The following is a 24405-nucleotide window of genomic DNA, read 5'->3' on the forward strand; positions in this document are numbered from 1 at the left end:
TATCTACCTCGCAAGACCAACCAACCACGCAAGACCAACCACGCAAGGAGAGATGTCATGAAAGTCGAAAGCCTGATGCTGAAGGGTTTCTTCGCCGCCGGTCTGCTGGTCTGCGTCCTGGTGCTGGGCGGCATGCTGACCACGCGCGCTTCGGCCCCGGAATCGGTCGCCGGCACCGCCGCTGTTTCCGCTCACCGCTGATCCGGAAACATAAGCATGCGACTGACCACCCAACTCACCGGCGCGCTGCTGCTTGCCATGGCCTGCGCGCCGGTCTTCGCCGGCGATGTGTTGCCCATTCCGCCCTCGGGCGTGATCGGCACCGACGATGCGATGCTCTCGCCGGAATACTGGGTGGCGCGTGCGGCCGCACCTGAGCAAGTAATCCTGGATCGCGGCGCGATCGACGCCTTGAATGCGCGGCTGATCGCGAACGACCCGAGCATGTACGACCTGTCCAGGCTCGGTAACGAAGTAAGCGGCGCGCAGGTGCATGCCTGGATCGCCAAGGTGTCGAAGGCACCGTCCAAACCGCTCTACGACGAGCGAGACCAGCCGGTTCCGCAGGCCGCGATCGACGCGGCCGTGAACGGCCTGGCGCTCGACCGGATTCCCGCGCGTGCACCGGTCAGCTATGGCCTGGTGGTGCACCGCGTTTCGATGCGCAACCTTCCCACCAGCCTGCGCGCCTTTCCCGGCAAGGGGCTGCAGGATTTCGAACAGTTCCAGGAAAGCACGCTGTTCCCCGGCGACCCGGTGGCGATCGTGCACAGCAGCGCGGATGGCGCATGGTGCTTCGTGGTCAGCCCGCGCTATGCCGCCTGGGTGGAACGCAGCGCCATTGCCGTGGGCACGCGCGACGAAGTGCTGTCCTATGCGGCGAAGACGCGGTACCGCGTGATCACCGGCGACAAGTTGCGCACGGTGTATACGCCCGAAGCGCCTGCCGTGTCGGAAACGCAACTGGACATGGGCACGCGCATTCCGCTGGCGCAGTTGCCGCCCGATCAGCCGGTGAACGGCCAGGGCCCCTATGAAGCGTGGACTCTGTCATTGCCCACCCGTGCCGAAGACGGCTCGCTGCATCTGCAGCCGGCCCTGCTCCAGCGCAAAGCCGACAGCGCCGCCGATTATCTGCCGCTGACCCGCGCCAACCTGATCCGCCAGGCTTTCAAATTCCTCGGCGAACGCTATGGCTGGGGCCATCTCTATAACGGCCGCGATTGCAGCGGCTTCGTTTCAGACGTGTACCGCAGCATGGGTGTGCAACTGCCGCGCAACACCGGCGACCAGGCCAGGAGTCCGGTGCTGAAGCACCGGCTGTTCGATGCAAAGGACAGCCACGAAGCGCGCATGCGTGCCTTGGCCCAGGCCCAGGTCGGCGACCTGATCTATATCCCCGGCCACGTGATGATGTTCCTGGGCCGGATCGGCGGCGAGCCGTACGTGATCCAGGATGTCGGCGGCCTGGTTTTCCGCGATGGCGCAGGCAAGGTGCGCTGGACCAAGACCAACGAAGTCTCCGTCACGCCGCTGCTGCCCTTGCTGGTGGACGAAAAGCTTTCCTATGTGGATGCGATGACCAGCCTGGTAAGCATCCGTCCATAAAGAGAAGGGCCCGCATCGCGCGGGCCCTTCCATCGTCACTCAGTGGATCTCGGCGTAACTCACCGGCAACCACCGATAACCCTTGCCGTCCGCCGCGATATGCCCGATGCCCGGGAACGAGATGTGGGCGCCGGCCACCAGGTAGCCGTTCTTGGCCGCATCGGCCAGGATGCGCTCGCGCACCTTCTCCGCACTCGCGCCATCGCTGTCGAACTTGATCGACACCTCCGGATGCGCGAACTGCACCGTCTGCACGTGCAGCGTGTCGCCCCACACCAGCAGCTTCTGGCCCTTGCTCTCGACCGCATAGCCGGTATGGCCCGGCGTGTGGCCGTTGAGGCTGATCGAGCGGATGCCCGGCACCAGCTCCGCGTCGGCGGCGATCGGCTTGAAGTGGCCAGCCTTGACGTAGGGACCCAGCGCCTTCTGCGCGTTCTCGAAGCCTTCGCGCCCGTCGGCCGGCGCCTTCTCTTCCTGCGCCTTGCTCAGCCAGAAATCCGCATCGGCCTTGCCGGCGCGCACGGTGGCATTCGGAAACACCGCCTTGCCGTCGGCCACCAGGCCGCCGATATGGTCGGGGTGCATATGGGTGATGTAGATCTCGTCGATCTGCTCGGGCGTGTAGCCGGCGGCCTTGATGCGCGCGGCCAGCTTGCCCAGGTCGCTGCCCATGAAGGCGCCGGCGCCGGTGTCGATCAGCACCAGCTTGCTGCCGGTGTTGACCAGAAAACCGTTGAAGCTCCATTCGTACGACGGCGTCTGGTCGGCCGCCTTCAGCGACTGCTGGATGGTCGAGGCCTTGGCCTGGTCCAGCAGCTGGTTGACGTCCAGCGCGTGGGTGCCGTCGGACAGCGCGGTCACTTCGAAGTCGCCCAGCATCATGCGGTAGTAGCCCGGCGCACTGGTCTTGGCCATCGGCGCCGCGGCATGCGCGGGCGCCAGGGCGAGCGCGCCGCCGAGCACGATGGCGGCGGACAAGGCGGTGCGGGCGAAAGTGGAACTGATGCTCATCGTTCGTTCCTGATCGTGAGGGGGTGAAGCCGGTTGGCGGCAGCACACCGCCAACCGGTGGTTGCCACATGGGCACGGTTCGGCGCGCTTCAACTCCCCAGGCGCCACTCTGGCGTGCGATGCGTAGAGCCCCTCTCCCGCCGGGAGAGGGGTTGGGGTGAGGGTACGGGCGGAGTGAAGCGCCCCACTCCGCCCGTACCCTCATCCGGCTGCCGCCACCTTCTCCCGGAGGGAGAAGGATTCCAGTTTGGAAACTGAGCTGTCTCGAAGCAGCCTTCTGTCCGCCTTCTGTCCGGACACAGCTGTCCGCCTGTCCGCGGACAACTTCGGGCTGTCATGGCGTTTTGCAGGAATGGCTCAACGGCGCGGCCTGCGAGCCATCTGCGCGGTTGGCACGACCCTTGCCATCTATACCTCGAAAGCCTCAAACACCCACCTCAAGGAGAGATGTCATGAAAGCCGAAACCCTGCTGCTCAAGAGCTTCTTCGCCGCCGGCCTGCTGGTTTGCGCCCTGGTGCTGGGCAACATGCTGACCACCCACGCCGCCGCTCCGCAGGCGATCGCCGCCACCGCCGTGGCCGCCGCCCACCGCTAAGCAGTTACCGCTTCATTCGCGCTAAGGAGAGTCGTCATGAAATTCGAAAACATCATGCTGCATGGTTTCTTCGCCGCCGGTCTGCTGGTCTGCGCCCTGGTCCTGGGCGGCATGCTGACCACGCATGCATCGGCCCCGGCATCGGTTGCCACCACCGCCGTCGCCGCCAACCGCTGAGCCGCACGCGATCGAAAGCAGTACGGCGCGCTTAAACCCAATCGCGCCGCCAGGCATCCGACCGGGAGTCTCCCGCTCGCCAGGTGCCCCGATGAATGGCCCGCCGAAGTTGCACAAGCCTAAGGATGGTCGTGCGGGATGGCGGCTGATGTGGGCGATGCTCGCCCTGCTCGTCGCCTTTCCCGCCCTCGCCGATTGCGATGCCTGCGCCGTCACGGCCCGGCGCTTCGCGGTGGACCAGCACTTCAATGGCGTGATCCTGGTGGGCCACGGTTCGCACGTGGATTACGCCGAGAGCTTCGGCATCGCCGACGCCGCCACGCAGCAGCCGCTCACCGCCGACACGCCGTTCGAGACCGGCTCGATCTCCAAATGGATCGCCTCGATCGTGGTCATGCGCCTGGTGCAGCAAGGCGAGCTGGCCCTGGACGAGCCAATCTCCACCTACCTGCCGGACTATCGCCGCGACAACGGCGACCAGCTCACCCTGCGCGAGCTGATCAGCCACGCCAGCGGCGTGCCGAACGAGATCGACGAAGCGATCAAGCGCGATCCGGCCACGCGCGATCTGTCGCTAAGCAATGCCGAAGCCGTGCGCCGTTTCGCCAGCGGCGACCTGCGCTTCGTCCCCGGCACCGACTGGGACTACTCACACTCCAACTGGCTGCTGGTCAAAGCGGTGATCGAGCAGGCCACCGGCCGCGACTACGCTTCGCTGGTGGACGGCTATCTGGTCCAGCCGCTCGCGCTGCGCCACAGCGGCATCTACCGCGGCAGCTCGTCCGCCGTGCGCGGCATGGCGCTGGGCTACCAGCAACTGGCGCCGCAGGTGTTGCCGCTGGACAAACCCTTGCCCGATTTCATGGTGCTGGCCGGCGGCTTCTACGCCAGCGCCAACGACCTGTTCGTGCTGATGGATGCCCTGTTCGGCGGCCGGCTGCTGTCGCCGGAAAGCACGCGCACGCTGATGAGCGTGGAACGTCCGCTGCAGAACTACGCCCTGGGCGGACGCACCCGGACCCTGCCCTTTGATGGCGCCGACCATCCCGTGGCCTGGGAGTACGGCTCCAACGGCGCCTTCCGCGTGCTGGCCTGGCGCACGCTGGACGACGGCCACAGCGTGATCGTGATGAACAACACCAGCTTCGATCACCTGAAGCTCGGCGAGCTGGCCACGGCCCTGATGGAAGCCAGCTACCGCGAGCAGCGATTGTCCCGTCCAAAAAAATAGCCGTGGCAGACTCGGACCTCCGCTGCCCAGCGAGGAGAGTCCGTGAAGCCGTCGTACCGTTCCCGCGTTCGTTCCCCTTGGCGCCTGGCCGTCCTCGCGCTTGGCCTGGCGCTGGCCGGCCACGCCGCCGCCATGGATGCCGCCCAGGCCGACCAGCGCGCCGCGGCCCTGGTCGCGCGCATGACGCTGGAGGAAAAGATCGCGCAGCTGCAGAGCTCGGCGCCGGCGATTCCACGCCTGGGCGTGCCGGCCTACGACTGGTGGAGCGAAGGCCTGCACGGCACCGCGCGCGCCGGCTACGCCACGGTGTTTCCGCAGGCGATCGGCCTCGCGGCGAGCTGGAATGCGCCGCTGCTGCACGCGGTGGGCGACGTGGTGTCCACCGAGGCGCGCGCGAAGTACAACCTGGCCGGGCGCGGCGATCATCCGCGCTATCACGGGCTGAGCATCTGGTCGCCGAACATCAATATCTTCCGCGACCCGCGCTGGGGCCGCGGCCAGGAAACCTATGGCGAGGATCCCTTCCTCACCGGCACCCTGGCCACGCAGTTCGTGCGCGGCATCCAGGGCGACGACCCCGCGCAGTTGAAGGCCGCCGCCACGCCCAAGCATTTCGCGGTGCACAGCGGGCCGGAGAAAGGCCGGCACGGTTTCGACTCGCGCACCTCGCCGCACGATCTGGAAGATACCTACCTGCCGGCGTTCCGCATGGCGGTGACGCAAGGACAGGCTGCCTCGGTAATGTGCGCCTACAACGCGCTGGAAGGCACGCCCGCCTGCGCGTCGCCGCTGCTGCTGCAGGAGCGCCTGCGCCGCGACTGGCGCTTTGCCGGCTATGTCGTGTCCGACTGCGATGCGGTGGACGACATGACCCAGTTCCACCACTACAAGCCGGATAACGCCGGTTCCTCCGCGGTAGCCGTTGCCGCCGGCACCGATCTCGACTGCGGCATCGCTTATGCCGCGCTGGGCGACGCGGTACGCAAGGGCCAGGTGAGCGAAGCCACGCTCGACCGGGCCGCGCGCCGCCTGTTCGCGGCGCGCTACCGCATGGGCATGCTCGACGATGCCGGCGGCCCTTACGCGACGCTGGGCGCGCAGGACATCAATTCCCCGGCGCACCGCGCGCTGGCCCTGCAGGCCGCGCGCGAATCGATCGTGCTGCTGAAGAACGAGCGCAACACCTTGCCGCTGAAGAGCACGGCGCGCATCGCGGTGATCGGCCCGAACGCCGATGCCTTGAATATTCTCGAAGCGAACTATCACGGCACCGCGGTCGACCCGGTGACGCCGCTGGCCGGCCTGCGCCAGCGCTTCGGCGCAGCGCACGTCAGCTACGCCCAGGGCGCGACGCTGGCGCAGGGCGTGTCCGTGCCGGTGCCGTCCACCGCGCTGCGCACGGGCGGCAAGAAAGCGGCGCCCGGCTTGCGCGGCGAGTACTTCGCCAACACCGATTTCAGCGGCAAGCCCGCCCTGGTCCGCACCGACCGCCGTATCGATTTCGACTGGGACGAAGTGGCCCCTGCGAAGCAGCTCGACCCGGCCCGCTACGCCGTGCGCTGGACCGGCGACCTGCTGCCACCCGGCTCCGGCGACTACAACCTCAACCTGCACATCGACCGCTGCTTCGACTGCAAGGGCCACGATCCGGTGCGCCTGTACGTGGACGGCAAGCTGGTGCTGGACGACCAAGGCAAGGACTATGACCTCAACGTGCCGCTGCATTTCGCCGACACCCGGCCGCGCCCGCTGAAACTGGAGCTGCGCCATACCGGCGAGGACCAGGGCATCCGCCTGCAGTGGAGCGCGCCAGCAGAAGCGCAGTTGCGCGAGGCGAAGGAAGCGATCGCCAAGGCCGATGCGGTGGTGGCGGTGGTCGGCCTGTCGCCGGATGTAGAAGGCGAGGAATTGCAGGTCAGCGTGCCGGGCTTCGCCGGCGGCGACCGCACCGACCTGTCCCTGCCCGCGACGCAGCAGCGGCTGCTGGAAACCGCCGCCGCCAGCGGCAAGCCGCTGATCGTGGTGCTGACCAGCGGCAGCGCGGTGGCCTTGAACTGGGCGAAGCAGCATGCGGACGCCATCGTGGTCGCCTGGTATCCCGGCGAGGAAGGCGGCACCGCCATCGCCGACGTGCTGGCCGGTGGCTACAACCCGGCGGGGCGTCTGCCGGTGACGTTCTATGCGTCGGCGGACGATCTGCCGAAGTTCGACGATTACCGCATGGAAGGAAGGACGTATCGCTATTTCCGCGGCACGCCGCTGTTCGCGTTCGGCGATGGCTTGAGCTACACGCGGTTTGCGTATGAGGCGCCGAAGCTGTCGGCCAGGAGCTTGAAGGCGGGCGACAAGCTTGGGGTGGACGTGCAGGTGCGCAATGCCGGTGAGCGGGATGGCGATGAAGTGGTGCAGGTGTATCTGAGTTCGAAGGCCGCGGGCGCGGCGCGGCATAGCCTGGTGGGTTTTCAGCGTGTGGCGTTGAAAGCCGGCGAGTCGAAGCTCGTGCATTTCGAGATCGATGCGCGGCAGTTGAGCACGGTGGATGCGCAGGGGGAGCGGAAGGTAGTGGCTGGCACGTACCAGCTGTTTGCGGGTGGGCAGCAGCCGGCTGGTGAAGCTGGTAGTGAATTCGCGATTGAAGGGACGCAAGCGTTGCCGCGATAAGCCCCCACCGGCGTAGGTTGGGGTGAGCGCCAGCGAACCCCAACACCGCGACCACCTGCGGCGTCTGTTGGGGTTCGCCTTCGGCTCACCCCAACCTACGGCGACGGTTATTGCGCCATCGCCCGCAGTTTTTCCGCCGTCGCCTCATCCGCCGGCACGAACGCCTCGATCGCCAGCTCCTGCAACATCACATCCGTGGGCGTACCGAACACCGTCGTAGTGCTGAGCATCGACAGCACCGCCCCATCGACTTCCAGCTCCATCGGCACCGCGATCCGCCCGCCGGCATCCACCGTATAACCCGGCTCCAGCGCCGGCGCCGGATACCCCTGCAACTCCCGCAGCAAGGCCACCAGCTTCGGATCCTGGCTGGCATCCACCTGCCGCTGCAGACGCTCCAGCAGATGCGCGCGCCATTGCGCGAGGTTGCGGATGCGCGGCGCCAACCCGGCCGGATGCAGGCTGGCGCGCAACACATTCGCAGGCGCTTCCAGCAAGCTCGCCGGCAAGCCGGCCATCAGGCGCAGCGCCGCGCCGTTGGCGGTGATCAACTGCCAATACCGGTCCACCGCCAGCGCCGGATACGGCTCCATGCCCTTGAGCAGCAGCTCGATCGTCCGCCGCACCGTCTCGAACGCCGGATCGTCCAGCGCACGCTCGGCATACACGGGCGCGAAGCCCGCCGCCACCAGCAAGGCGTTGCGCTCGCGCAGCGGAATATCCAGGTATTCGGCCAGGTGCAGGATCATGTCGCGGCTGGGCGTGGAGCGGCCGGATTCGACGAAGCTGAGATGGCGCGTGGAGATCTCCGCCTCCGTCGCCAGCTCCAGCTGGCTGAGGCGGCGATGCCGGCGCCATTCGCGCAGCAGGTCGCCGACGGGACGGGAAGAAGCGGCGGCGGGCGGCATGCAGTCTCCAGAACGGTGCGGGAAAAACAGCGCGCCGATGATCCCATGGACATCGGCGCGCGCGATCGGCCATCGGTCACTGGCCGCGGCATCAGGCCGGCTGCGGCACCTTGTCGAGGAAGCCCAGCACCTGGCGGACGCGGCCGTCGTCCAGCTGAGCGACGTCGAAGCCGATCACCAGCGGCTCGTCCGCACCCGGCGCGGCGAGATGCCAATGGAAGCGTGCCATGTCGTGGTGGGCATCGACCGGGCCGGCGAGCCGGAACACGTGGCCGGGAAACATCGACTGCACGGCGGCGATGGTGGCATCGATCGCTTCCCAGCCGCGCGCCTGCACCATCGGGTCGGTGTAGACGGCGTGCTCGGCGTAGACCTCCTCGATCAGCACGCGGCGGCGCAGCGCGTCGGTCTCGTTCCAGCCTTCGATATAGCGTTCGATCAGGGTCTGCGTGGCGTTCATGGCGTGGCTCCTTGTGGTTGGTGTGGAGCCACTTTGCCGCCTGCACGGCGCATGGACGATTACCTCACAGGTAATGAACTGCGCCGCCCGTCTTACCCCGCTGCGCTTTCCGCCGGCCGGAAGCCGGCCCATTCCACGCGGTTGCGGCCGCGGTGCTTGGCGCGGTACAGCGCCGCGTCGGCGGCGGTGATCAGGCCGTTGAAATCCAGGCCGCTGCCGCCGGCCACGCCGACGCTGGTGGTGACGGGAATGCGCAGCTCACCGTGCACGGCCGGCAAGGCGGCCACGCGGGTGCGCACTTCCTCCGCCGCGACGATGGCCTGCGCGGCGTCGATGCCCGGCAGCACCAGCAGGAATTCCTCGCCGCCGTAGCGGCCCAGCAGCGTGCCATCCGGCAACTGCACGGCGTGCACGATCTTGACGAAATGGCGCAGCACTTCGTCGCCCGCGTCATGGCCCCAGCTGTCGTTGACCGATTTGAAACGGTCCAGGTCGAGCAGCAACACCGACGACGTGCGCCCCTGTGCACGGCAGGTCTCCACCGCCTGGCGGCCGTCCTCGATCACCGCATTGCGGTTGCGCAGCCCGGTCAGGCCGTCGGTGCGCGCCATGCTGCGCAAGTCCAGGGTGAGGCGTTCGGCCAGCATCAGGGTGAAGCCGGTGCTGACCAGGAAGGTGCAGAAAATGGCGAACAGATAATTGGCGGTGATCAGCTGCGTCGCCAGCAGCACCTGCGAGGTGGTGGCCGGCGCCACCATCACGATCGAGCGCATGGCGTAGAACACCGCATCCGAACCGAACACGAGCGCGGTGAACACGCAGCTCACGCGCAGGTCGCGCGGCGAGCGGCGCAGCAGCACCCAGATCATCCAGCCGTCCCACACCACGCTCCTGGCGCCGAACGCCAGCGCCTCCACGCGCTGCCCCGGCGATGCCAGCAGGAACCCGATCTGCATGGCAAGGAACAGGCCCGACAGCAGCAAGGGCCAGCGCCAGCGCAGCGGATAGCGCACGTGCACGGCGATGCCCATCAGCATCGCCGCGTTGGCGATGGCGATCAGCACGTTGCCGACGATGGCGGAAAGAAAGGTCTCGCGCTCGTCCAGGCCCTGCGCCAGGCCGGCCAGGGTGATGATCCAGAACGCCGCCGCCCAGATGCGCAGCGCCGGCAGCCCGCGCAGCACCAGGCCCAGCAGGGTGAAGCTCAGGGAAATGGTCGCGCCGACGGCGAGTCCGATGACGCCGAGCGTGAGAAGGTCCAGATGCATCGCACACCCCTGCGCCGTACCGGCGCCCCCTAAAGTGCAGACGCCCGCATTATTGCCCAGGGTGGCGGTGCGGGTGCAGGGCTAAAGCAGGCGGGTCATGAACACGCTGTTGGGGTCGTCGACGTAACTGTCGAACGGTCCGCAGACATCGAAGCCGAAGCTGGCGTAGAGCCGGCGCGCCGGTTCGAACGCCGCCATCGAGCCGGTTTCCAGGCTCAACCGCCGGTACGACCGCGCGGCGGCCTCGTCCAGCAGATGCCGCAGCATGGCCGCCGCTACGCCGCGGCGGCGGTGCGCGTTGGCGGTGCGCATGGATTTGATCTCGCCGTGGCCGGCGTCCAGTTGCTTGAGCGCGCTGCAGCCGAGCAGGTCGTTGCCGTCCCACACGGTCCAGAAGCTCAGCTCCGGCCGGCGCAGGCCGTCCAGGTCCAGGGCGTGGATGCTTTCCGGCGGCGAGTGGCGCGCCATGTCGCGCAGGTGTTCCTGCAGCAGGCCGACGATGCGGTGGTCGGTGAGGTCGCGGTCGGGGCGGATGTCCATGGCATGGCAGCGGTGGGAGTCGTTGCGATCTTAGCGCCGGGATCGGGCCCGGCTTGACGCTGCCGCGGCACTGCGGCAGTTTTCGGCGGGTTTTCCCGCTGCGAGAGACCGCCGTGCCACGTTCCGCCAGCGCTTCCCTGCTCCGCACCGCGCGCCGCGGCCTGCTCCTGCTGCCGCTGGCCTGGCTGGCCGCCTGCGCGCCGCTGCCGGCGCGCAACCCGATGGCCACCTGGGTGCCCTCGCCGAATCACGATATCCGCCGGCCGGTGGTGATCGTGCTGCACTTCACCGACCAGCACTCGGTGCAGCAGAGCCTGGATACCCTGCGCACCGCCAACAGCGGCGGCCCGGTGAGCGCGCATTACCTGATCGGCGCGGACGGCCATATCTACCAGCTGGTGGCGGACGAGCAGCGCGCCTGGCATGCGGGGCCGGGGCGCTGGGGCACCATCACCGACCTCAATTCGGCCTCGATCGGCATCGAGCTGGACAACGACGGCCACACGCCGTTCGCGCAACCGCAGATCGACAGCCTGCTGCGCCTGCTGGCGGATCTCACCACGCGCCTGCGCATTCCGCGCACGCAGGTGATCGGGCATGAAGACCTGGCACCGGGGCGCAAGGACGATCCCGGCCCGCTGTTTCCGTGGAACCAGCTGGCGAATGCCGGTTATGGCTTATGGCCGCAGGGGCCGCTGGTGGATCCGCCGGCGGATTTCGATCCATGGATGGCGCTGGGGTTGATCGGCTATGCGCTGGATAACCGGGCGGCGGCGGTGCGGTCGTTCCATCATCACTTTCGGGGGATGGATGGCGATACGCTCGATGGGGACGATGTGCGGGTGTTGTATGCGTTGGCGAAGCAGTTGGGCGCCACCATGGCGCCCTGAGCGGCGCTCAGGCTCCACGCTCGCTGCTGATTTCCGCCCCCTCGCGCATCGCCTTCGTCACCGGCGTATTGGCCACGATCTCCAGCAACCGCTTCCACTGCTCGTCGCTCAGCGGCTGATCCGAATGCAGCACGCGCAGGATATGCAGCTTGCCTTCGTCATCGCGCGTCAGGCTCAGCTCCGCGCGGAACTCCCCCAGATCCCAGCCCTTGCGTTGCGCGTACATGCGCAGCGTGATCGCGGTGCACGCGGCCAGCGCGGACAGATACAGATCGAACGGCGCGGGCGCCGCGCCCTGCCCGCCCAAGGCCTTCGGTTCGTCGGTGTCCAGCGCGTAGTGGCCGGCCTGGATATGGTGCAGGTAGTCGGTGCCGGTGGAGACGATGGAGGTGGAGGCGACGCGGCTCATGGGGATTCCTTCGTGGGTCGATGCGTGCATCAACCTACGACATCCGCGTGTTTCAGGCGATGCCCAATCCCGCAATGCCGGTGATGGTGCGGCCATCGAAGCCGGCCAGATCGGCGAAGTGCCGGCCGCGTTCGGCATAGTCGCGGAACTGGTCGAAGCTCGGCGCGCCGGGTGACAGCAGGATGCAACCGCCGGCGGGCGTCAGCTTGCGTGCTTCGGCCACCGCGGCATCGAGGTTGGCAGCTTCGACCAGCGTGGTTGCCACTTTCGCCTCGCGCAGCGCGGCGGCGATGCGCGGGCCGTTCGCGCCGCTACATACGATGGCGTGCGGCGGATGCGCCAGTTCTTCGGCGACGAAGTCCGACCAGTCCAGGCCGCGGTCGTGGCCGCCGGCCAGCACGGTCACCGCGCGGCCGTGCAGGCTTTCCAGCGCCGCCAGCGTGGCCAGCGGCGTGGTGCTGATCGAATCGTTGACCCACAGCACGCCGTCGCGCTCGCCCAGCGGCTGCAGGCGGTGCGGCAGCGGCACGAAACTGGCGAGCGCGGGCGCGGCGGCGACGGCGTCGTAGCCCATCGCTTCCAGCGCGGCGAGCGCGGCGCATGCATTGAGCGCGTTGTGCGCGCCAGGAGCGGCGAGGCGCTTCGCTTCGAAGATGTCCTGGTTGCCACGGCGAATAAAACCGTTCGCCACATGCCAACCCTGCGCTTCGCCGAACAGCAGGCGTGCGCGATGGCCGGCGGTCTTTTCCAGCAGCGAGGATTGCAGCGCATTCACCAGCAGGCGCTGCGAGACGTCGGCGAGCTTGAGCTTGTCGGCGACGTAGCGTTCGCGCGAGCCGTGCCAGTCGAGATGTTCCTCGTACAGGCTGGTGATCACGCCCAGCGCCAGCGGACCGGCTTCGCCGGTCTGGAAGCTGGACAGCTCGATCGCCCACAGTTCGGCGGACTGGCCGAGCAGTTCCAGCAGCGGCATGCCGATATTGCCGGCCAGCGCGGTGCGCACGCCCAGCGCACGCGCCAGGTGCGCGAGCAGCGCGGTGGTGGTGCTCTTGCCCTTGGTGCCGGTGACGGCGACGACCTTGGCGCCGGGATTCTCGCCGAACCACAGCGCGGTACCCGAGGTGACGCGCAGGCCGGCTTCTTGCGCAGCGAGCAGCGCGGGCTTGTAGGCCGAGACGCCGGGCGATTTCACCACGACGTCGAACGCGGCGAGATCGATCGCATCGGGTTCGCGGCCATGCACCGCGAGCGCAGCATCGAACGCCTGCGCACCAGCCACTTCCGCTTCGCTGCAGAACAGCGTCAGCGGCAGTGCCGGCAGGCGCTGGCGCAGCGCCGCGATGGCCGCGCGCCCCTCGCGGCCGAAGCCCCAGATGGCGACGCGCCGGCCGTCCAGTTCAGCGATGCGCATGCGGGGCGCTCAGGCGAAGAAGTCGAGCGCGCCGCGCAGGCGGGCGGGAATGCGCTGTTCCGGCGACGCCTGCAGCCATGGCTCCAGCGCCAGCGCGGAGACGTCGAGCTGCGGCAGGATCTCGCTGCGGAAGCGCGCGATCAGCGCGTCTTCCTGCCACTCCGGCCGCTGGCTCAGCGCATACATGGCGGCGCGCGCCTCGGCGCCCTCGCCCACGCATTCGAACGGCTTGTGGTCCTGGTATTCCAGCAGCGCGTCGAAGCCGGCGGCCTGGCTGTCGTCGTCCAGCAGGTTGCGGCCGAAGATCTGCAGCAGGCGCGGCTTGGGCAGGAACGGCGCCAGCGCCAGGAACACGAAATGGCATTTCGGGCACTGCCCGCACCAGCGATCCGCCGGCTTGGGGCCGAGGATGCGGAAGTTGCGGTTGCAGCTGGAGAACACGTCGAAATACGGCGTGAGCTTGGCGAACGCGCGCGTCACCGCCAGCTCGGAGTACGGACGCAGCAGCGAGAAATAATCGAGATCCGCCGCCACCTGCGCGTGCAGCCAGTCGCCGAGCAGCTGCTCGAACGCATAGCCCTTGCTCCACTGGTGGTTCACCTGCTGGCCTTCGTATTCCAGCGTGGCGGCGGAAGCCGAGCGCTCGTTGGCGAAGGCGATGCTGTCGTAGCCGTAGAGGATGGCCGCCAGCGCCAGGATCGCCGAGTTCACCGCGGTCACCGGGATATGCCCGTTCCATGCGCCCAGGCGATTGAGGTCGAACAGCTGCGGCGCCAGCTCGCGCTGGATATTGAGCGTGGGCAGCCCGGTGCGCGTGGCGCAGGCGGCGATCAATTCCGAATTGCCCACCCACACCGCGGTCGCCTCGCCACCGGCGGACTTGATCGCTTCCACCGCCACCAGCGAATCCTTGCCGCCGCCGATTGGCACCAGGGTGCGCCGGGGCAGCTTCAGGGCGGGAGCGGCCGCCTGCGCGGCGGCGCCACGCGGAAAGGCGATGCGGCCGCGGAGATCCAGCCCGTTGCGGTAGGCGAATTCGGCCAGCCCGTGCAGGTACAGCGCATCGAGCAGATCGGCGGTGGCGTCGTCCAGCGGACCGCCCGCCACCTCGATGCGCGGCGGCACGCCGGCCTTGTAGTAGCTGACGCCCGCGACCAGATGCAGCAGCTTGAGCGCGCGCTCGAAGGCAGCGGCATGCGCGGGCGGCACGGCGGGCGCGTTGGGAAAGCGCACGCGCTCGACCAGTTCCTCACCGTTGTCGAAGGCATAGGCCAGCTCGGCCACGCCGTCGGCGTAGCTGCAGCGGACGAAGCGGAAGACCTGGGTGAGGCGGGGTTGGATGGGGGTGGTCACTTTTGCGTGGCTCCGTTGGTCACCTTGCCTGATCGTGCTGGCGGCAAGGTGGCTGAATTCTCTTCGTGCATGGACGTGCGGGGCTGGTCGCAACCTGCCCCCTCTCCCCTCCGGGGAGAGGGTTGGGGTGAGGGGCCGGGGCTTGCGAGAGCCTCCAGCAGAACCTCGAGGACGCTTTCCGGGTTCGCAAGGACGTCATTGTTCCAGAAACGCAGCACGCGGTAGCCCATCGCTTGCAGCTCCAGGGTGCGGTACTCGTCGTAGATCACCTGATCGGCATGCTGGCCACCGTCGAGCTCAACGACCAACCAAGCATCCGTGCAGACAAAATCGACGATGTAGCTGCCGACCTGATGCTGCCGACGGAACTTCCAACCTTGGAAGTGCCTGGCCCGCAGTTGACGCCAGAGTGCCCGCTCGGCGTCGGTTTGTTTCTGGCGAAGATTGCGCGCCCTGCCTATGTTTAAGCGCTTCATCCTTGAACGCTCTGTCGGTGAGGTAGTGGCGAGCCCCGGCCCCTCACCCCGCCCTCTCCCCGGAGGGGAGAGGGGGAAGTGTTGGACCGAGGCGCGTTCAGTCGAGGATCACTTCTTCCGCCTCATCCCGCATGTTGTACGGCGACGACATCACCTTCCCGTACGCGCCGGCCTGGGCCACCAGCACCACGTCGCCTTCCTGCGCTTCCGGCAGGCGGCGGTCGGTGCCCAGGACGTCGCCGCTTTCGCAGATCGGGCCGACGACCTGGAACAGGCCGGTGGCCGGTTCGTCCAGGCGGCTGAGGTTGACGATCTCGTGCCAGGCTTCGTACAGCGCGGGGCGGATCAGGCTGTTCATGCCGGTGTCCACGCCCAAGTAGCGCCAGGCGCCCTTGCCCTTCTGCTGGGTGACGCGGGCGAGCAGCACGCCGGCGTCCGCAACCAGGTAGCGGCCGGGCTCCATCCACAGCTGGTAGTGCGGATAGGCGGCCTTTACGCCGCGCAGCACGCGGTCCAGCGCGGCGATGTCCAGCCGTGCCTCGCCGGGATGCGAAGGCACGCCGAGGCCGCCGCCGATATCCAGGAAGGCCACGCTGCCGATGCGCTCGGCCAGGCTCGCCAGCTGGCCGTAGACCTCGCCCCAGTGGCCTTCGTCGAGGATGCCCGAGCCCAGGTGGGCGTGCAGGCCGCGCACGATCACGCCGTGGGTGTCGGCCAGGCGCAGGAACTGGTCGACCAGTTCCACCGGCAGGCCGAACTTGCTGCCGCTGCCGCCGGTGCGCACCTTCTCGTGGTGGCCCAGGCCGCGGCCAAGATCGACGCGCAGCACGATTTCGCGGCCGCGGAAGATCTCGCCCCAGTGTTCCAGCTGGTACAGCGAATCCAGCGAGATGGTGGCGCGCGTGCCCAAGGCCCACTCGTAGTCGGCGCGCGGCGCGAAGTTGGGCGTGAATAGCAGCGGCGCCGATTCGGGCACCGCGGCCATCACCGCCTTCATCTCGCCCGGCGACACGCATTCGAAGCCGAAGCCTTCTTCGGCCAGCGCCTTGAGGATGGCCGGATGGGTGTTGGCTTTCACCGCGTAATGCAGCCGGTCGACCGCGCCCAGCGATTTCAGCTCGCGCGCCTGCTGGCGCACGGTGGGCAGGTGGTAGACGTAGCGCGGCGTGCGTTCGGCGCCGAGCTTGAGCAGGCGCTCGCGCTCCGCCGTGCGCCACCACGAGGCCGCCGGGGCCAGCACTTCGCCGCTGCCGTACAGCGCCTGCCAGCTGGGGCCGAACAGCGCGCTGTCGTCGGTGCGCAGCGCGCCGGCGGCGATCAGCAGCTCGTGCAGGTGCGGCAGCAGGTCGTCCACCACGTTCTCGTCCACCACGAAGGTGAGGTTGAGATTGTTGGACGACTGCGAGATCAGATGCACGCGGATCTGGCCGAACTCCGCCAGCACGCCCGACAGCGTATGCAGCATCGAGCGCATGCCGCGGCCGACCAGGGTGATCGCCGCGCAGGGCGCGATCACCTTCACCCGGCATACCTTGGCCAGGTCGCTGGCGAGAGCCGCGATGGCGTCGGAGTCGAGCAGGTTCTCGGTGGGGTCCAGCGACACGGTGACGTTGGTCTCGGCCGAACCGATCAGGTCCACCGACAAGCCGTGCTGCTTGAACTGCGCGAACACGTCGGCGAGGAAGCCGACCTGCTGCCACATGCCCACCGATTCCATCGACACCAGGGTGATGCCCTTGCGCGCGCTGATGGCCTTGACGCTGGGCGCGTGCTCGCGCACCTCGGGACCGATCACGGTGCCTTCCAGCTCGGGCCGGTTGGTGTCCTTGATCAGCATCGGCACGCGCGGCTCGCGCAGCGGCGACAGGCAGCGCGGATGCAGCACCTTGGCGCCGGTGGAAGCGATTTCCTGGGCCTCTTCGTAATCCAGCCGCTGCAGCAGGCGCGCACCCGGCACCTGGCGCGGGTTGGCGGTGAACATGCCGGCCACGTCGGTCCAGATCTCCACGCGCTGCGCTTTCAGCAGCGCGCCGAAGTACGAGGCCGAGGTATCCGAGCCGCCGCGGCCGAGCAGCACGGTGCGGCCCTGCGCCTCGCGGGCGATGAAGCCCTGCGTGATGAAGACCTCGCCGAGTTCCGCCAGGCGCGCATTGAGCGCGGGATCCGGACGCGCCTCGACCATCGCCGAGAGCAGCTTGGTGCGTTCGTTCTGGTTCGGCAGCGCGACGGCGGCGAGGCAGTCGCGCGCATCGAGCCATTCGGTCGACAGCCCCGAATGGGTGAGAAACGCGGCGCCCAGCGCGCTGGACATCAGCTCGCCGTGCGCCTGCACCAGCGCGGCCCAGGCCAGCTCGCCCATGGCGCCCGGTCCTTCCCCGGCGAGTTTCGCCAGGTCGGACAGGCGCTGTGCGAGCGTTGCCGGAACCGCCAGCTGCATGTGATCGAGCAGGTCGTAGTGACGCTGTGCGATCGCCCGTGCAGCCTCGACCCGTTTGCCTTGGTCTTCCTGGGCGCACATCTGTTTGAGTGCGTCGGTGATGCCGGTGAGCGCGGACACGACCACCAGCACGCGGGCGCCTTCGGCGCGGCGGCTGGCAACCAGCTCACGGATGTTCTGCCAGCGCGGCAGGGTGGCGACACTGGTGCCGCCGAACTTCATCACGATCCAGGATGCGTCGGCAGGAAGCGACGCGGGGCTTTGCGGGTTCACGGGTACCTTCGGTTGCGTGGTGGGGAAAGCAATTACGGGAGTGTTGCGCTGCACCAGGGGGAAAAGCAATGGGATGCAGGGCTAGATTGCGGGCCGGACGCGGGCGTATGTGCGGCGCGGCGGCGTAGGTTGGGGTGAGCCGCAGGCGAACCCCAACGGACGTCCAGACGTCCAGATGCGCTCTGTTGGGGTTCGCCTATGGCTCACCCCAACCTACGGAACCGCTCAGGCCACCACTACGGGAATCTTGCCGATCCGCGCCTGCCATTCCTTCGGGCCGGTCTGGTGCACCGAGGTGCCAGCCGAGTCGACGGCCACGGTCACCGGCATGTCCTTCACGTCGAACTCGTAGATCGCTTCCATGCCGAGGTCGGCGAAGCCCACCACGCGCGAGGACTTGATCGCCTTCGAGACCAGATACGCCGCGCCGCCCACCGCCATCAGGTACACCGACTGGTGCTTCTTGATCGCCTCGATCGCCGCCGGGCCGCGCTCGGCCTTGCCGACCATGCCCAGCAGGCCGGTCTGCGCCAGCACCTGCTCGGTGAACTTGTCCATGCGGGTGGCGGTGGTGGGGCCGGCGGGGCCGACCACTTCGTCGCGCACCGGATCGACCGGGCCGACGTAGTAGATGAAGCGGCCGTGGAAATCCACCGGCAGCGGCTCGCCCTTGTTGAGCATGTCGACCATGCGCTTGTGCGCGGCATCGCGGCCGGTGAGCAGCTTGCCGTTGAGCAGCAGCACTTCGCCGGGCTTCCAGCCGGCCACTTCCTCGCGGGTGACCGTGTCGAGATCGACGCGGCGGCCTTTCGACGAGTCGTAGGTGAGCTTGGGCCAATGCTCCAGCGACGGCGCCTCGAGCATCACCGGGCCGGAGCCGTCCAGGGTGAAGTGCGCGTGGCGGGTCGCGGCGCAGTTGGGGATCATCGCCACCGGCAGGTTGGCGGCGTGGGTCGGGTAGTCCTTGATCTTGATGTCGAGCACGGTGGTCAGGCCGCCCAGGCCCTGCGCGCCGATGCCCAGCGCGTTGACCTTCTCGTACAGCTCCAGGCGCAGTTCCTCGATGCGGTTCTGCGGGCCGCGCGCGATCAGCTCCTGGATGTCGATGTGCTCCATCAGCGATTCCTTCGCCAGCAGCATGGCCTTCTCGGCGGTGCCGCCGATGCCGATGCCCAGCATGCCCGGCGGGCACCAGCCGGCGCCCATGGTCGGCACGGTCTTGAGCACCCAGTCGACGATGGAATCGGACGGATTGAGCATGGCGAACTTCGACTTCGCCTCCGAACCGCCGCCCTTGGCGGCCACGATCACCTCGACGGTGTCGCCCGGCACGATCGAGACATTGATCACCGCCGGCGTGTTGTCCTTGGTGTTGAGGCGCTTGCCGGCCGGGTCGGCCAGCACGCTGGCGCGCAGCTTGTTGTCCGGATGGTTGTAGGCGCGGCGCACGCCTTCGTTGACCATGTCCTCCAGCGACATGGTGGCGTCCCAGCGCACGTTCATGCCCACCTTCAGGAAGACCGTGACGATGCCGGTGTCCTGGCACAGCGGGCGATGGCCTTCGGCGGCCATGCGCGAGTTGATCAGGATCTGCGCCATCGCATCGCGCGCCGCCGGCGATTCCTCGCGTTCGTAGGCCTGGGCCAGGTTGGTGATGTAGTCGACCGGGTGGTAGTAGCTGATGTACTGCAGGGCGTCGGCGACGGACTGGATCAGATCGTCTTGCTTGATGGTAGTCATTGGCGGCTGCTTGGGATGCGGGAGGGGAAACTGCCGCGATGCGGTTTTCGCGGCGCACAACCCCGCTATTGTGCCGCAAGCGGGCAGGAGCGCCCAAACCGCTGATTGGAAACCGATTTCATGTCCGGCAGACGGTGTGCAAAGCGGCCATGCGAAGGCCTGACCTGTGAAGCGGCTCCTGCTCTGACGGATGTCCGATGGCCGCAAGACATATGCATCGAAAGAATCGTCATATCGCGCGATATCGCAATTTCCTTCGCGCGAAAATTCTTATAAATCAAATTGATGTGACTTCTCCAAACCAAGACCAGGCTTTGCATCCGCCTGATTCGCAAAATATTTCGCCTTACGCCTACTTTGCGCGCGCCTGCCATCGCGCTAGTTTTGCCGGTACCGATACCTCGGCGTTCAGGGGAGCCACGTATCGGCGGGGAAGTTCTTCGCATTGACCAAAGCAGCGCTTAGCCGGCCCGGCCGCGGAGCGCGGCGTCGGCATGTGCCGCCTCGCCGTCCGCTCGCATCCGCGCTTCCGGGTCCATCCACGGAGGAACGCACATGCTCGCCCAGCTTCACCGCAAGACCCTCGCCGCGTCCCTGACGCTCCTGTTCGCCACTGTCTCCACCGCCACTTTCGCTGCCGGCACCAAGCCGGCCGCCGATCTGGGCGCCGCCAATGCCGACCAGAAGGTCAACGTCACCCTGGTGCTGAAGCTGCACAACCTGGAACAGCTGGAGCAGTACGTCCAGCAGACCGTGACGCCCGGCCATCCGAACTTCCGCCGCTTCCTGACCACGGCCCAGTTCGCCGACAAGTACGGCGCGACGGACCAGGAGATCAAGCGGGTGCAGGACTTCCTGCGCCAGAACGGGCTCAGCGGCACCTTGCTGCCGAACCGCATGGCGATCCGCACCAGCGGCACGATCAGCCAGTTTGCCACGGCCTTCCAGGCGCCGATCCACAACTATCGGTCGACGGAAAACGGCGATGTGTTCCATCGTCCGTCCAAGGCGCCGACCCTGCCGGCTTCGATCGCCGGCAACGTGCTGCTCGGCTCCAGCCTGAGCAGCGAGCACAAGATGCTCTCGCACCGCATCAGCACGCCGGATGCGGCCAAGGTCACGCTGCAGGCCACCGCCAAGGCCCAGGCCAGCATCGCCGCCGCGGCGAAGCCCGCCGCCGGCAATCCCACCGCCACGGGCACCCCGGGCGAGTACACCGTGGGCGACGTCGCCAACTTCTACAACATCAATCCGCTGTACGCGCGCGGCATCACCGGCAAGGGCACCACGGTGGCCATCGTCACGCTGTCGGACTTCTATCCGTCCGACGCGCAGACCTACTGGGACGGCATCGGCCTGACCACCAAGGCCAACCGCATCGTGAAGGTGGCCGTGGATGGCGGCGCTGCCTTCGACGGCGGCAGCGGCGAGACCTCGCTGGACGTGGAACAGGCCGGCGGCCTGGCGCCCGAGGCGGACATCCTGGTCTATCACGCGCCCAACTCCGGCAACAGCTTCACCAATGCCGCGCTGCAGGCCGTATCGGACAACGTGGCCGACACCATCTCCACCAGCTGGGGCCTGCCGGAAATCTTCAACTTCGCCGCGCTGAACGTGGACGGCGCCAAGAACACCGACACCACCGACGTGGGCGATCTGCAGATCTGGCACCAGATCCTGCTGGAAGCCGCGGTGCAGGGTCAGTCGTTCTTCGCCGCCACCGGCGACTCCGGTGCATACGACACCGTGCGCGGCCTTGGCGTCGGCACCACGCCGGGCACCTTCAACGCACCGCTGACGGTGGACTCGCCGGCTTCCGATCCGCTGATGACCGCCGCGGGCGGCACCACCACGCCCTTCAGCTACAAGTTCCGCACCGGTCCGGTGCAGTCGATCACCAAGGAACAGGTGTGGGGCTGGGATTACATCCAGAACTACTTCGACCAGTACGTCGGCAAGGGCGTGATCGACCTGTTCTCGGTCGGCGCCGGCGGCGGCGTGAGCGTGTACTGGAAGCGGCCGTTCTATCAGCTGTTCACCCAGGGCATCCGCACCAGCGCCAAGAACCAGACGCTGACCTTCAACGACACCACCGGCCCGCAGGTGCTGCTGAAACTGCCCGGCAACTTCCACGGCCGCAACCTGCCGGATGTCTCGCTCAATGCGGATCCAGAGACTGGCTACATCGTGGTGTCCACCGTCGACGGCGGCGCCACCGCCGGCAATGGCGGCACCAGCTTCGTGGCGCCGCAGCTCAATGGCATCAGCGCGCTGCTGACGCAGAGCGGGCACCACCGCGTGGGCTTCTGGAATCCGCAGGTGTATGCGCTGCAGAACATCTTCGGCTACGGCAGCTTCAGCAGCTTCAACGACATCCGCCAGGGCGACAACTGGTACTACCAGGGCAGCGGCGGCTATGAGCCGGGCTCGGGCATCGGCACGTTGAACGTGGCGAACTTCGATCTGTTCCTGCGGGCGTTCTGAGACGCCGCTGGAGTTACAGGACTTGGCCGGCCCCGAAAGGGGCCGGTTTTTTATATGCCGAAAAAGAACATGGCCGCATTTGTGCGGCCATGTTCCTTACCTCAGAAAATGCTGGACTTACCCGGCATTAAAAGCGGTATTCGGCCGAAACGCCGTAGAGCTTGGCATGGTCGCCGCTGCCGGCACGGAAGTAATCGAAATTCGCAGCCAGGCCGAAATGCTCGTTGAAGTCGTAACCGGCACCGACGCCGGCGTAGAACTTGTTGGCAGTTTCCTTGATGGAAATCAGCGTGGCGCCGTCCTGCGAGATGCTGTCATTGGTCGTGGCGCGGAACAGGCCGCCACGCGCGGAAGCAAACCAGTTGTCGCCGAAGTGATACTTCAGGTTGCCGCCGAGCACGATACCCTTCATCGAGCCCTTGTAGCCGATCTTGGTGGTCGGGGCCGGGCCAACCGCACGCGGACCGATCGCCGGAACCGTCTCGCTGGCCTTGACCTTGCCGAGGTTGACGTAGCCGCCTTCCAGGCCGAAGGAGACGTTCTCGACATTCCACAGATAGCCAAGACGCAGACCGCCGCCCCAGCCGTTCTTCTCGCCATGCGCATTGCGCGACAGGTGATGCGTCTTGCTGCCCACTTCGCCGTTGACAAAGAACTGGCCGTCATCGGCCGCCATCGACGCACCCGACGCGCCCACCATCGCGACCGCCAGGGCGGCCTTGTAAATCCACTGCTTCATTTGAATACCTGTTTGTTCGAAAGGTTGATAAATGACGGAACGCACCGACCCGACTCTCCGTTATTGCAGCCCCTGCATCCGGCGCACCGTTCCTGCCGTTAAAAAACCGTCGGGATGCGCATGGTAGGTAGCGGGCAGGAGTGGGTAACCCGGATTTATCTGGTGCTGATTTGGGAGCAATCGCCAGCAAATAGCGGCGTAACCGCCGCTGAAAATCGCAGCGCACATATTCCCGTCCGCGCGAGGGGAGAGCCGGGCCACGCTGCTCCCTCCCTTGCCCGCTCCCCCATAACCGGCCATGCTCGCCGCCAGTTTTTTACCCACAGGGCGGCCCCTTCATGAGCGATACCCCGGCATCCGGCTACGTGCGGCGACTGACTTCGTGGGACGCCGCCATGATCGTGGTGGGCGGGATCATCGGCGGAGGGATCTTCTTGAATCCCGGCATTGCCGCGCAGCGCACGGAATCGGGCCTCGCCCTGCTGCTGGTGTGGGTGGGCGCGGGCGTGCTCACCCTGATCGGCGCGCTGTGCTACGCGGAACTCGGCGCACGCCGCCCGCATGCCGGCGGCAGCTATGTCTACCTGCGCGAAGCGTTCGGTTCGCTGGCGGGTTTCCTGTTCGGCTGGACCATGCTGCTGGTGATCTATTCCGGCTCGGCCGCCGCGGTGGCGACGATCTTCGCCAGCTACGCCTCCGGCGTGTTCGGCCTGCCGCCGGGCACGATCAAGCCGCTGGCCGCCGGCGCGCTGGTCTTCGTGGCCGGCATCAATCTGTTCGGTTTGAAGCTGGGCGCGCAGGTGCAGAACCTGTTTACGCTGCTGAAGCTGCTCGCCGTGGCGGTGCTGGTGGTGTGCGGCTTGTTCCTGGCCGGCGCCAATGGCGCGGGCGTGCTGGCTGCCGATCCGGCGCGCAGCAATGTCGGCTTTATCGGCGCGGCGCTGCCGGTGCTGTTCGCGTATTCGGGTTTTACCTATCTCAATAATCTGGCCGGCGAAGTGCGCGAGCCGCAGCGGACGCTGCCACGGTCGTTGTTCATGGGCATGCTGCTGGTGATCGCGGCGTATGCGCTGGTCAACGTGGCGTATCTCGCCGTGCTCGGCCATGCCGGCCTCGCCGCCAGCACCACGCCGGCGGCGGACGTGATGAACCGCGTGTTCGGCCCGATCGGCGCCAAGCTGATCGCGATCGGCATCGCCGTCTCCACCCTGGGCTTCTGCAACATCACCCTGGTGGCCGGCGCGCGCGTGCTGCAGGTGATGGGCGCGGACGGGCTGTTCTTCCGCAGCGTGGCGAAGCTGCATCCGCAGCACCGCACGCCGAACGTGGCCCTGCTGCTGCTCTCCGGCTGGGCCGTGCTGCTGGCGCTGTCGGGCAGCTACGGCCAATTGCTGGACTACGCCACCTTCGGCGACTGGCTGGCCTGCGCGCTGGGTGTGGCCACGCTGTTCTGGTATCGCCGCACCCAGGGCGCGGAGGCGAGCTTCCGCGTGCCGGGTTATCCGCTGCTGCCGCTGATCTTCGTCGGCGTGGTCGGCTGGGTGGTGATCGAGACCATGCGCAGCAACCCGGTCAATGCGGGCATCGGCGTGCTGATCATGGTGGCCGGTGTGCCGGTCTACTACATCTGGCGCCGGTTGTTCCCGCTCGCGCAGGCCAGCTGAGTCCCGCTTTCGGCGCGGCGCAGCCGCGCCTGTATGAACGCGGGCGCCCCGCGTAGTGCCCAAGCCGCC

Annotated in this window: 21 protein-coding genes; 9 read left to right on the forward strand and 12 right to left on the reverse strand. The window is 67.4% G+C overall.

All coding sequences use genetic code 11. The features are described from left to right. Positions 1-57 precede the first annotated feature (57 nt). Both KK141_RS01070 and KK141_RS01075 read left to right on the forward strand, forming a co-directional pair. On the forward strand, positions 58-201 hold the full coding sequence (locus KK141_RS01070) for a hypothetical protein (protein WP_214569631.1): 144 nt from the start codon (positions 58-60) through the stop codon (positions 199-201). A 15-nt stretch (positions 202-216) separates the two neighbouring features. Beyond that, on the forward strand, positions 217-1608 hold the full coding sequence (locus KK141_RS01075; RefSeq protein ID WP_214569632.1) for an SH3 domain-containing protein: 1392 nt from the start codon (positions 217-219) through the stop codon (positions 1606-1608). A gap of 39 nt (positions 1609-1647) precedes the next feature. Here KK141_RS01075 and KK141_RS01080 read toward each other — a convergent pair whose 3' ends face one another. Continuing rightward, positions 1648-2619 carry an MBL fold metallo-hydrolase gene (locus KK141_RS01080; RefSeq protein WP_214569633.1) on the reverse strand — a complete coding sequence of 324 codons (972 nt, stop codon included), beginning with the start codon at positions 2617-2619 and terminating at the stop codon, positions 1648-1650. Between the two features lie 452 nt (positions 2620-3071). On the opposite strand from KK141_RS01080, the gene KK141_RS01085 reads away from it, so the two are divergent. The 4 genes from KK141_RS01085 (at position 3072) to KK141_RS01100 (ending at position 7284) form a co-directional block, all read left to right on the forward strand. Continuing rightward, complete coding sequence (locus KK141_RS01085; protein WP_167256425.1) at positions 3072-3215, forward strand: hypothetical protein; 144 nt, start codon at positions 3072-3074, stop codon at positions 3213-3215. A 36-nt stretch (positions 3216-3251) separates the two neighbouring features. Next, positions 3252-3392: a hypothetical protein gene (locus KK141_RS01090; RefSeq protein WP_214569634.1), complete on the forward strand. Its 141-nt coding sequence runs from the start codon at positions 3252-3254 to the stop codon at positions 3390-3392. Between the two features lie 157 nt (positions 3393-3549). Beyond that, positions 3550-4623 carry a serine hydrolase domain-containing protein gene (locus KK141_RS01095; protein ID WP_214569635.1) on the forward strand — a complete coding sequence of 358 codons (1074 nt, stop codon included), beginning with the start codon at positions 3550-3552 and terminating at the stop codon, positions 4621-4623. A gap of 132 nt (positions 4624-4755) precedes the next feature. Then, positions 4756-7284 (forward strand): glycoside hydrolase family 3 C-terminal domain-containing protein, encoded by a 2529-nt coding sequence (locus tag KK141_RS01100; protein WP_214569780.1) that lies wholly within the window; start codon positions 4756-4758, stop codon positions 7282-7284. 107 nt (positions 7285-7391) lie between these two features. Here KK141_RS01100 and KK141_RS01105 read toward each other — a convergent pair whose 3' ends face one another. The 4 genes from KK141_RS01105 to KK141_RS01120 form a co-directional block, all read right to left on the reverse strand. After that, positions 7392-8192, reverse strand: coding sequence for a helix-turn-helix transcriptional regulator (locus KK141_RS01105; RefSeq protein WP_214569636.1), 801 nt, complete (start codon positions 8190-8192; stop codon positions 7392-7394). Positions 8193-8283: 91 nt separating this feature from the next. Continuing rightward, the gene (locus tag KK141_RS01110) at positions 8284-8652 is read right to left on the reverse strand and encodes a nuclear transport factor 2 family protein (protein WP_214569637.1); all 369 of its coding nucleotides are present in this window, start codon (positions 8650-8652) and stop codon (positions 8284-8286) included. Between the two features lie 92 nt (positions 8653-8744). Further along, on the reverse strand, positions 8745-9920 hold the full coding sequence (locus KK141_RS01115; RefSeq protein WP_214569638.1) for a GGDEF domain-containing protein: 1176 nt from the start codon (positions 9918-9920) through the stop codon (positions 8745-8747). An 81-nt stretch (positions 9921-10001) separates the two neighbouring features. Then, on the reverse strand, positions 10002-10460 hold the full coding sequence (locus KK141_RS01120) for a GNAT family N-acetyltransferase (RefSeq protein WP_214569639.1): 459 nt from the start codon (positions 10458-10460) through the stop codon (positions 10002-10004). 137 nt (positions 10461-10597) lie between these two features. Here KK141_RS01120 and KK141_RS01125 point away from each other — a divergent pair, with 137 nt between their 5' ends. Next, positions 10598-11350, forward strand: coding sequence for an N-acetylmuramoyl-L-alanine amidase (locus tag KK141_RS01125; RefSeq protein ID WP_250901515.1), 753 nt, complete (start codon positions 10598-10600; stop codon positions 11348-11350). Between the two features lie 7 nt (positions 11351-11357). Here KK141_RS01125 and KK141_RS01130 read toward each other — a convergent pair whose 3' ends face one another. From KK141_RS01130 to KK141_RS01155, 6 genes are all read right to left on the reverse strand, one after another. Beyond that, a complete protein-coding gene (locus KK141_RS01130) occupies positions 11358-11759 on the reverse strand; it encodes an OsmC family protein (protein ID WP_214569640.1) in 402 nt (133 codons plus the stop codon). Between the two features lie 52 nt (positions 11760-11811). Then, positions 11812-13170, reverse strand: a complete 1359-nt coding sequence (gene murD / locus KK141_RS01135) for a UDP-N-acetylmuramoyl-L-alanine--D-glutamate ligase (RefSeq protein ID WP_214569641.1) — start codon at positions 13168-13170, stop codon at positions 11812-11814. 9 nt (positions 13171-13179) lie between these two features. Further along, the gene (gene murL / locus KK141_RS01140; RefSeq protein ID WP_214569642.1) at positions 13180-14523 is read right to left on the reverse strand and encodes a UDP-N-acetyl-alpha-D-muramoyl-L-alanyl-L-glutamate epimerase; all 1344 of its coding nucleotides are present in this window, start codon (positions 14521-14523) and stop codon (positions 13180-13182) included. Next, complete coding sequence (locus KK141_RS01145) at positions 14520-14999, reverse strand: endonuclease domain-containing protein (protein WP_214569643.1); 480 nt, start codon at positions 14997-14999, stop codon at positions 14520-14522. The genes murL and KK141_RS01145 overlap by 4 nt, the downstream gene beginning before the upstream one ends. Positions 15000-15096: 97 nt before the next feature. Further along, positions 15097-17709 carry a bifunctional aspartate kinase/diaminopimelate decarboxylase gene (locus tag KK141_RS01150; protein ID WP_345777549.1) on the reverse strand — a complete coding sequence of 871 codons (2613 nt, stop codon included), beginning with the start codon at positions 17707-17709 and terminating at the stop codon, positions 15097-15099. 225 nt (positions 17710-17934) lie between these two features. Beyond that, complete coding sequence (locus KK141_RS01155) at positions 17935-19449, reverse strand: fumarate hydratase (protein ID WP_214569644.1); 1515 nt, start codon at positions 19447-19449, stop codon at positions 17935-17937. Positions 19450-20004: 555 nt separating this feature from the next. Between KK141_RS01155 and KK141_RS01160 the strand changes: the two genes are divergently transcribed. Beyond that, the gene (locus KK141_RS01160) at positions 20005-21933 is read left to right on the forward strand and encodes a S53 family peptidase (protein ID WP_214569645.1); all 1929 of its coding nucleotides are present in this window, start codon (positions 20005-20007) and stop codon (positions 21931-21933) included. Between the two features lie 127 nt (positions 21934-22060). On the opposite strand, the gene KK141_RS01165 is transcribed toward KK141_RS01160, so the two are convergent. After that, positions 22061-22672: an outer membrane beta-barrel protein gene (locus tag KK141_RS01165; protein ID WP_214569646.1), complete on the reverse strand. Its 612-nt coding sequence runs from the start codon at positions 22670-22672 to the stop codon at positions 22061-22063. A 338-nt stretch (positions 22673-23010) separates the two neighbouring features. Between KK141_RS01165 and KK141_RS01170 the strand changes: the two genes are divergently transcribed. Next, positions 23011-24336, forward strand: a complete 1326-nt coding sequence (locus KK141_RS01170) for an amino acid permease (protein ID WP_214569647.1) — start codon at positions 23011-23013, stop codon at positions 24334-24336. Positions 24337-24405: the final 69 nt, after the last annotated feature.

Origin of the sequence: Dyella sp. LX-66 (genome assembly GCF_018599165.1) — a bacterium.
Lineage (GTDB): Bacteria > Pseudomonadota > Gammaproteobacteria > Xanthomonadales > Rhodanobacteraceae > Dyella_D > Dyella_D marensis.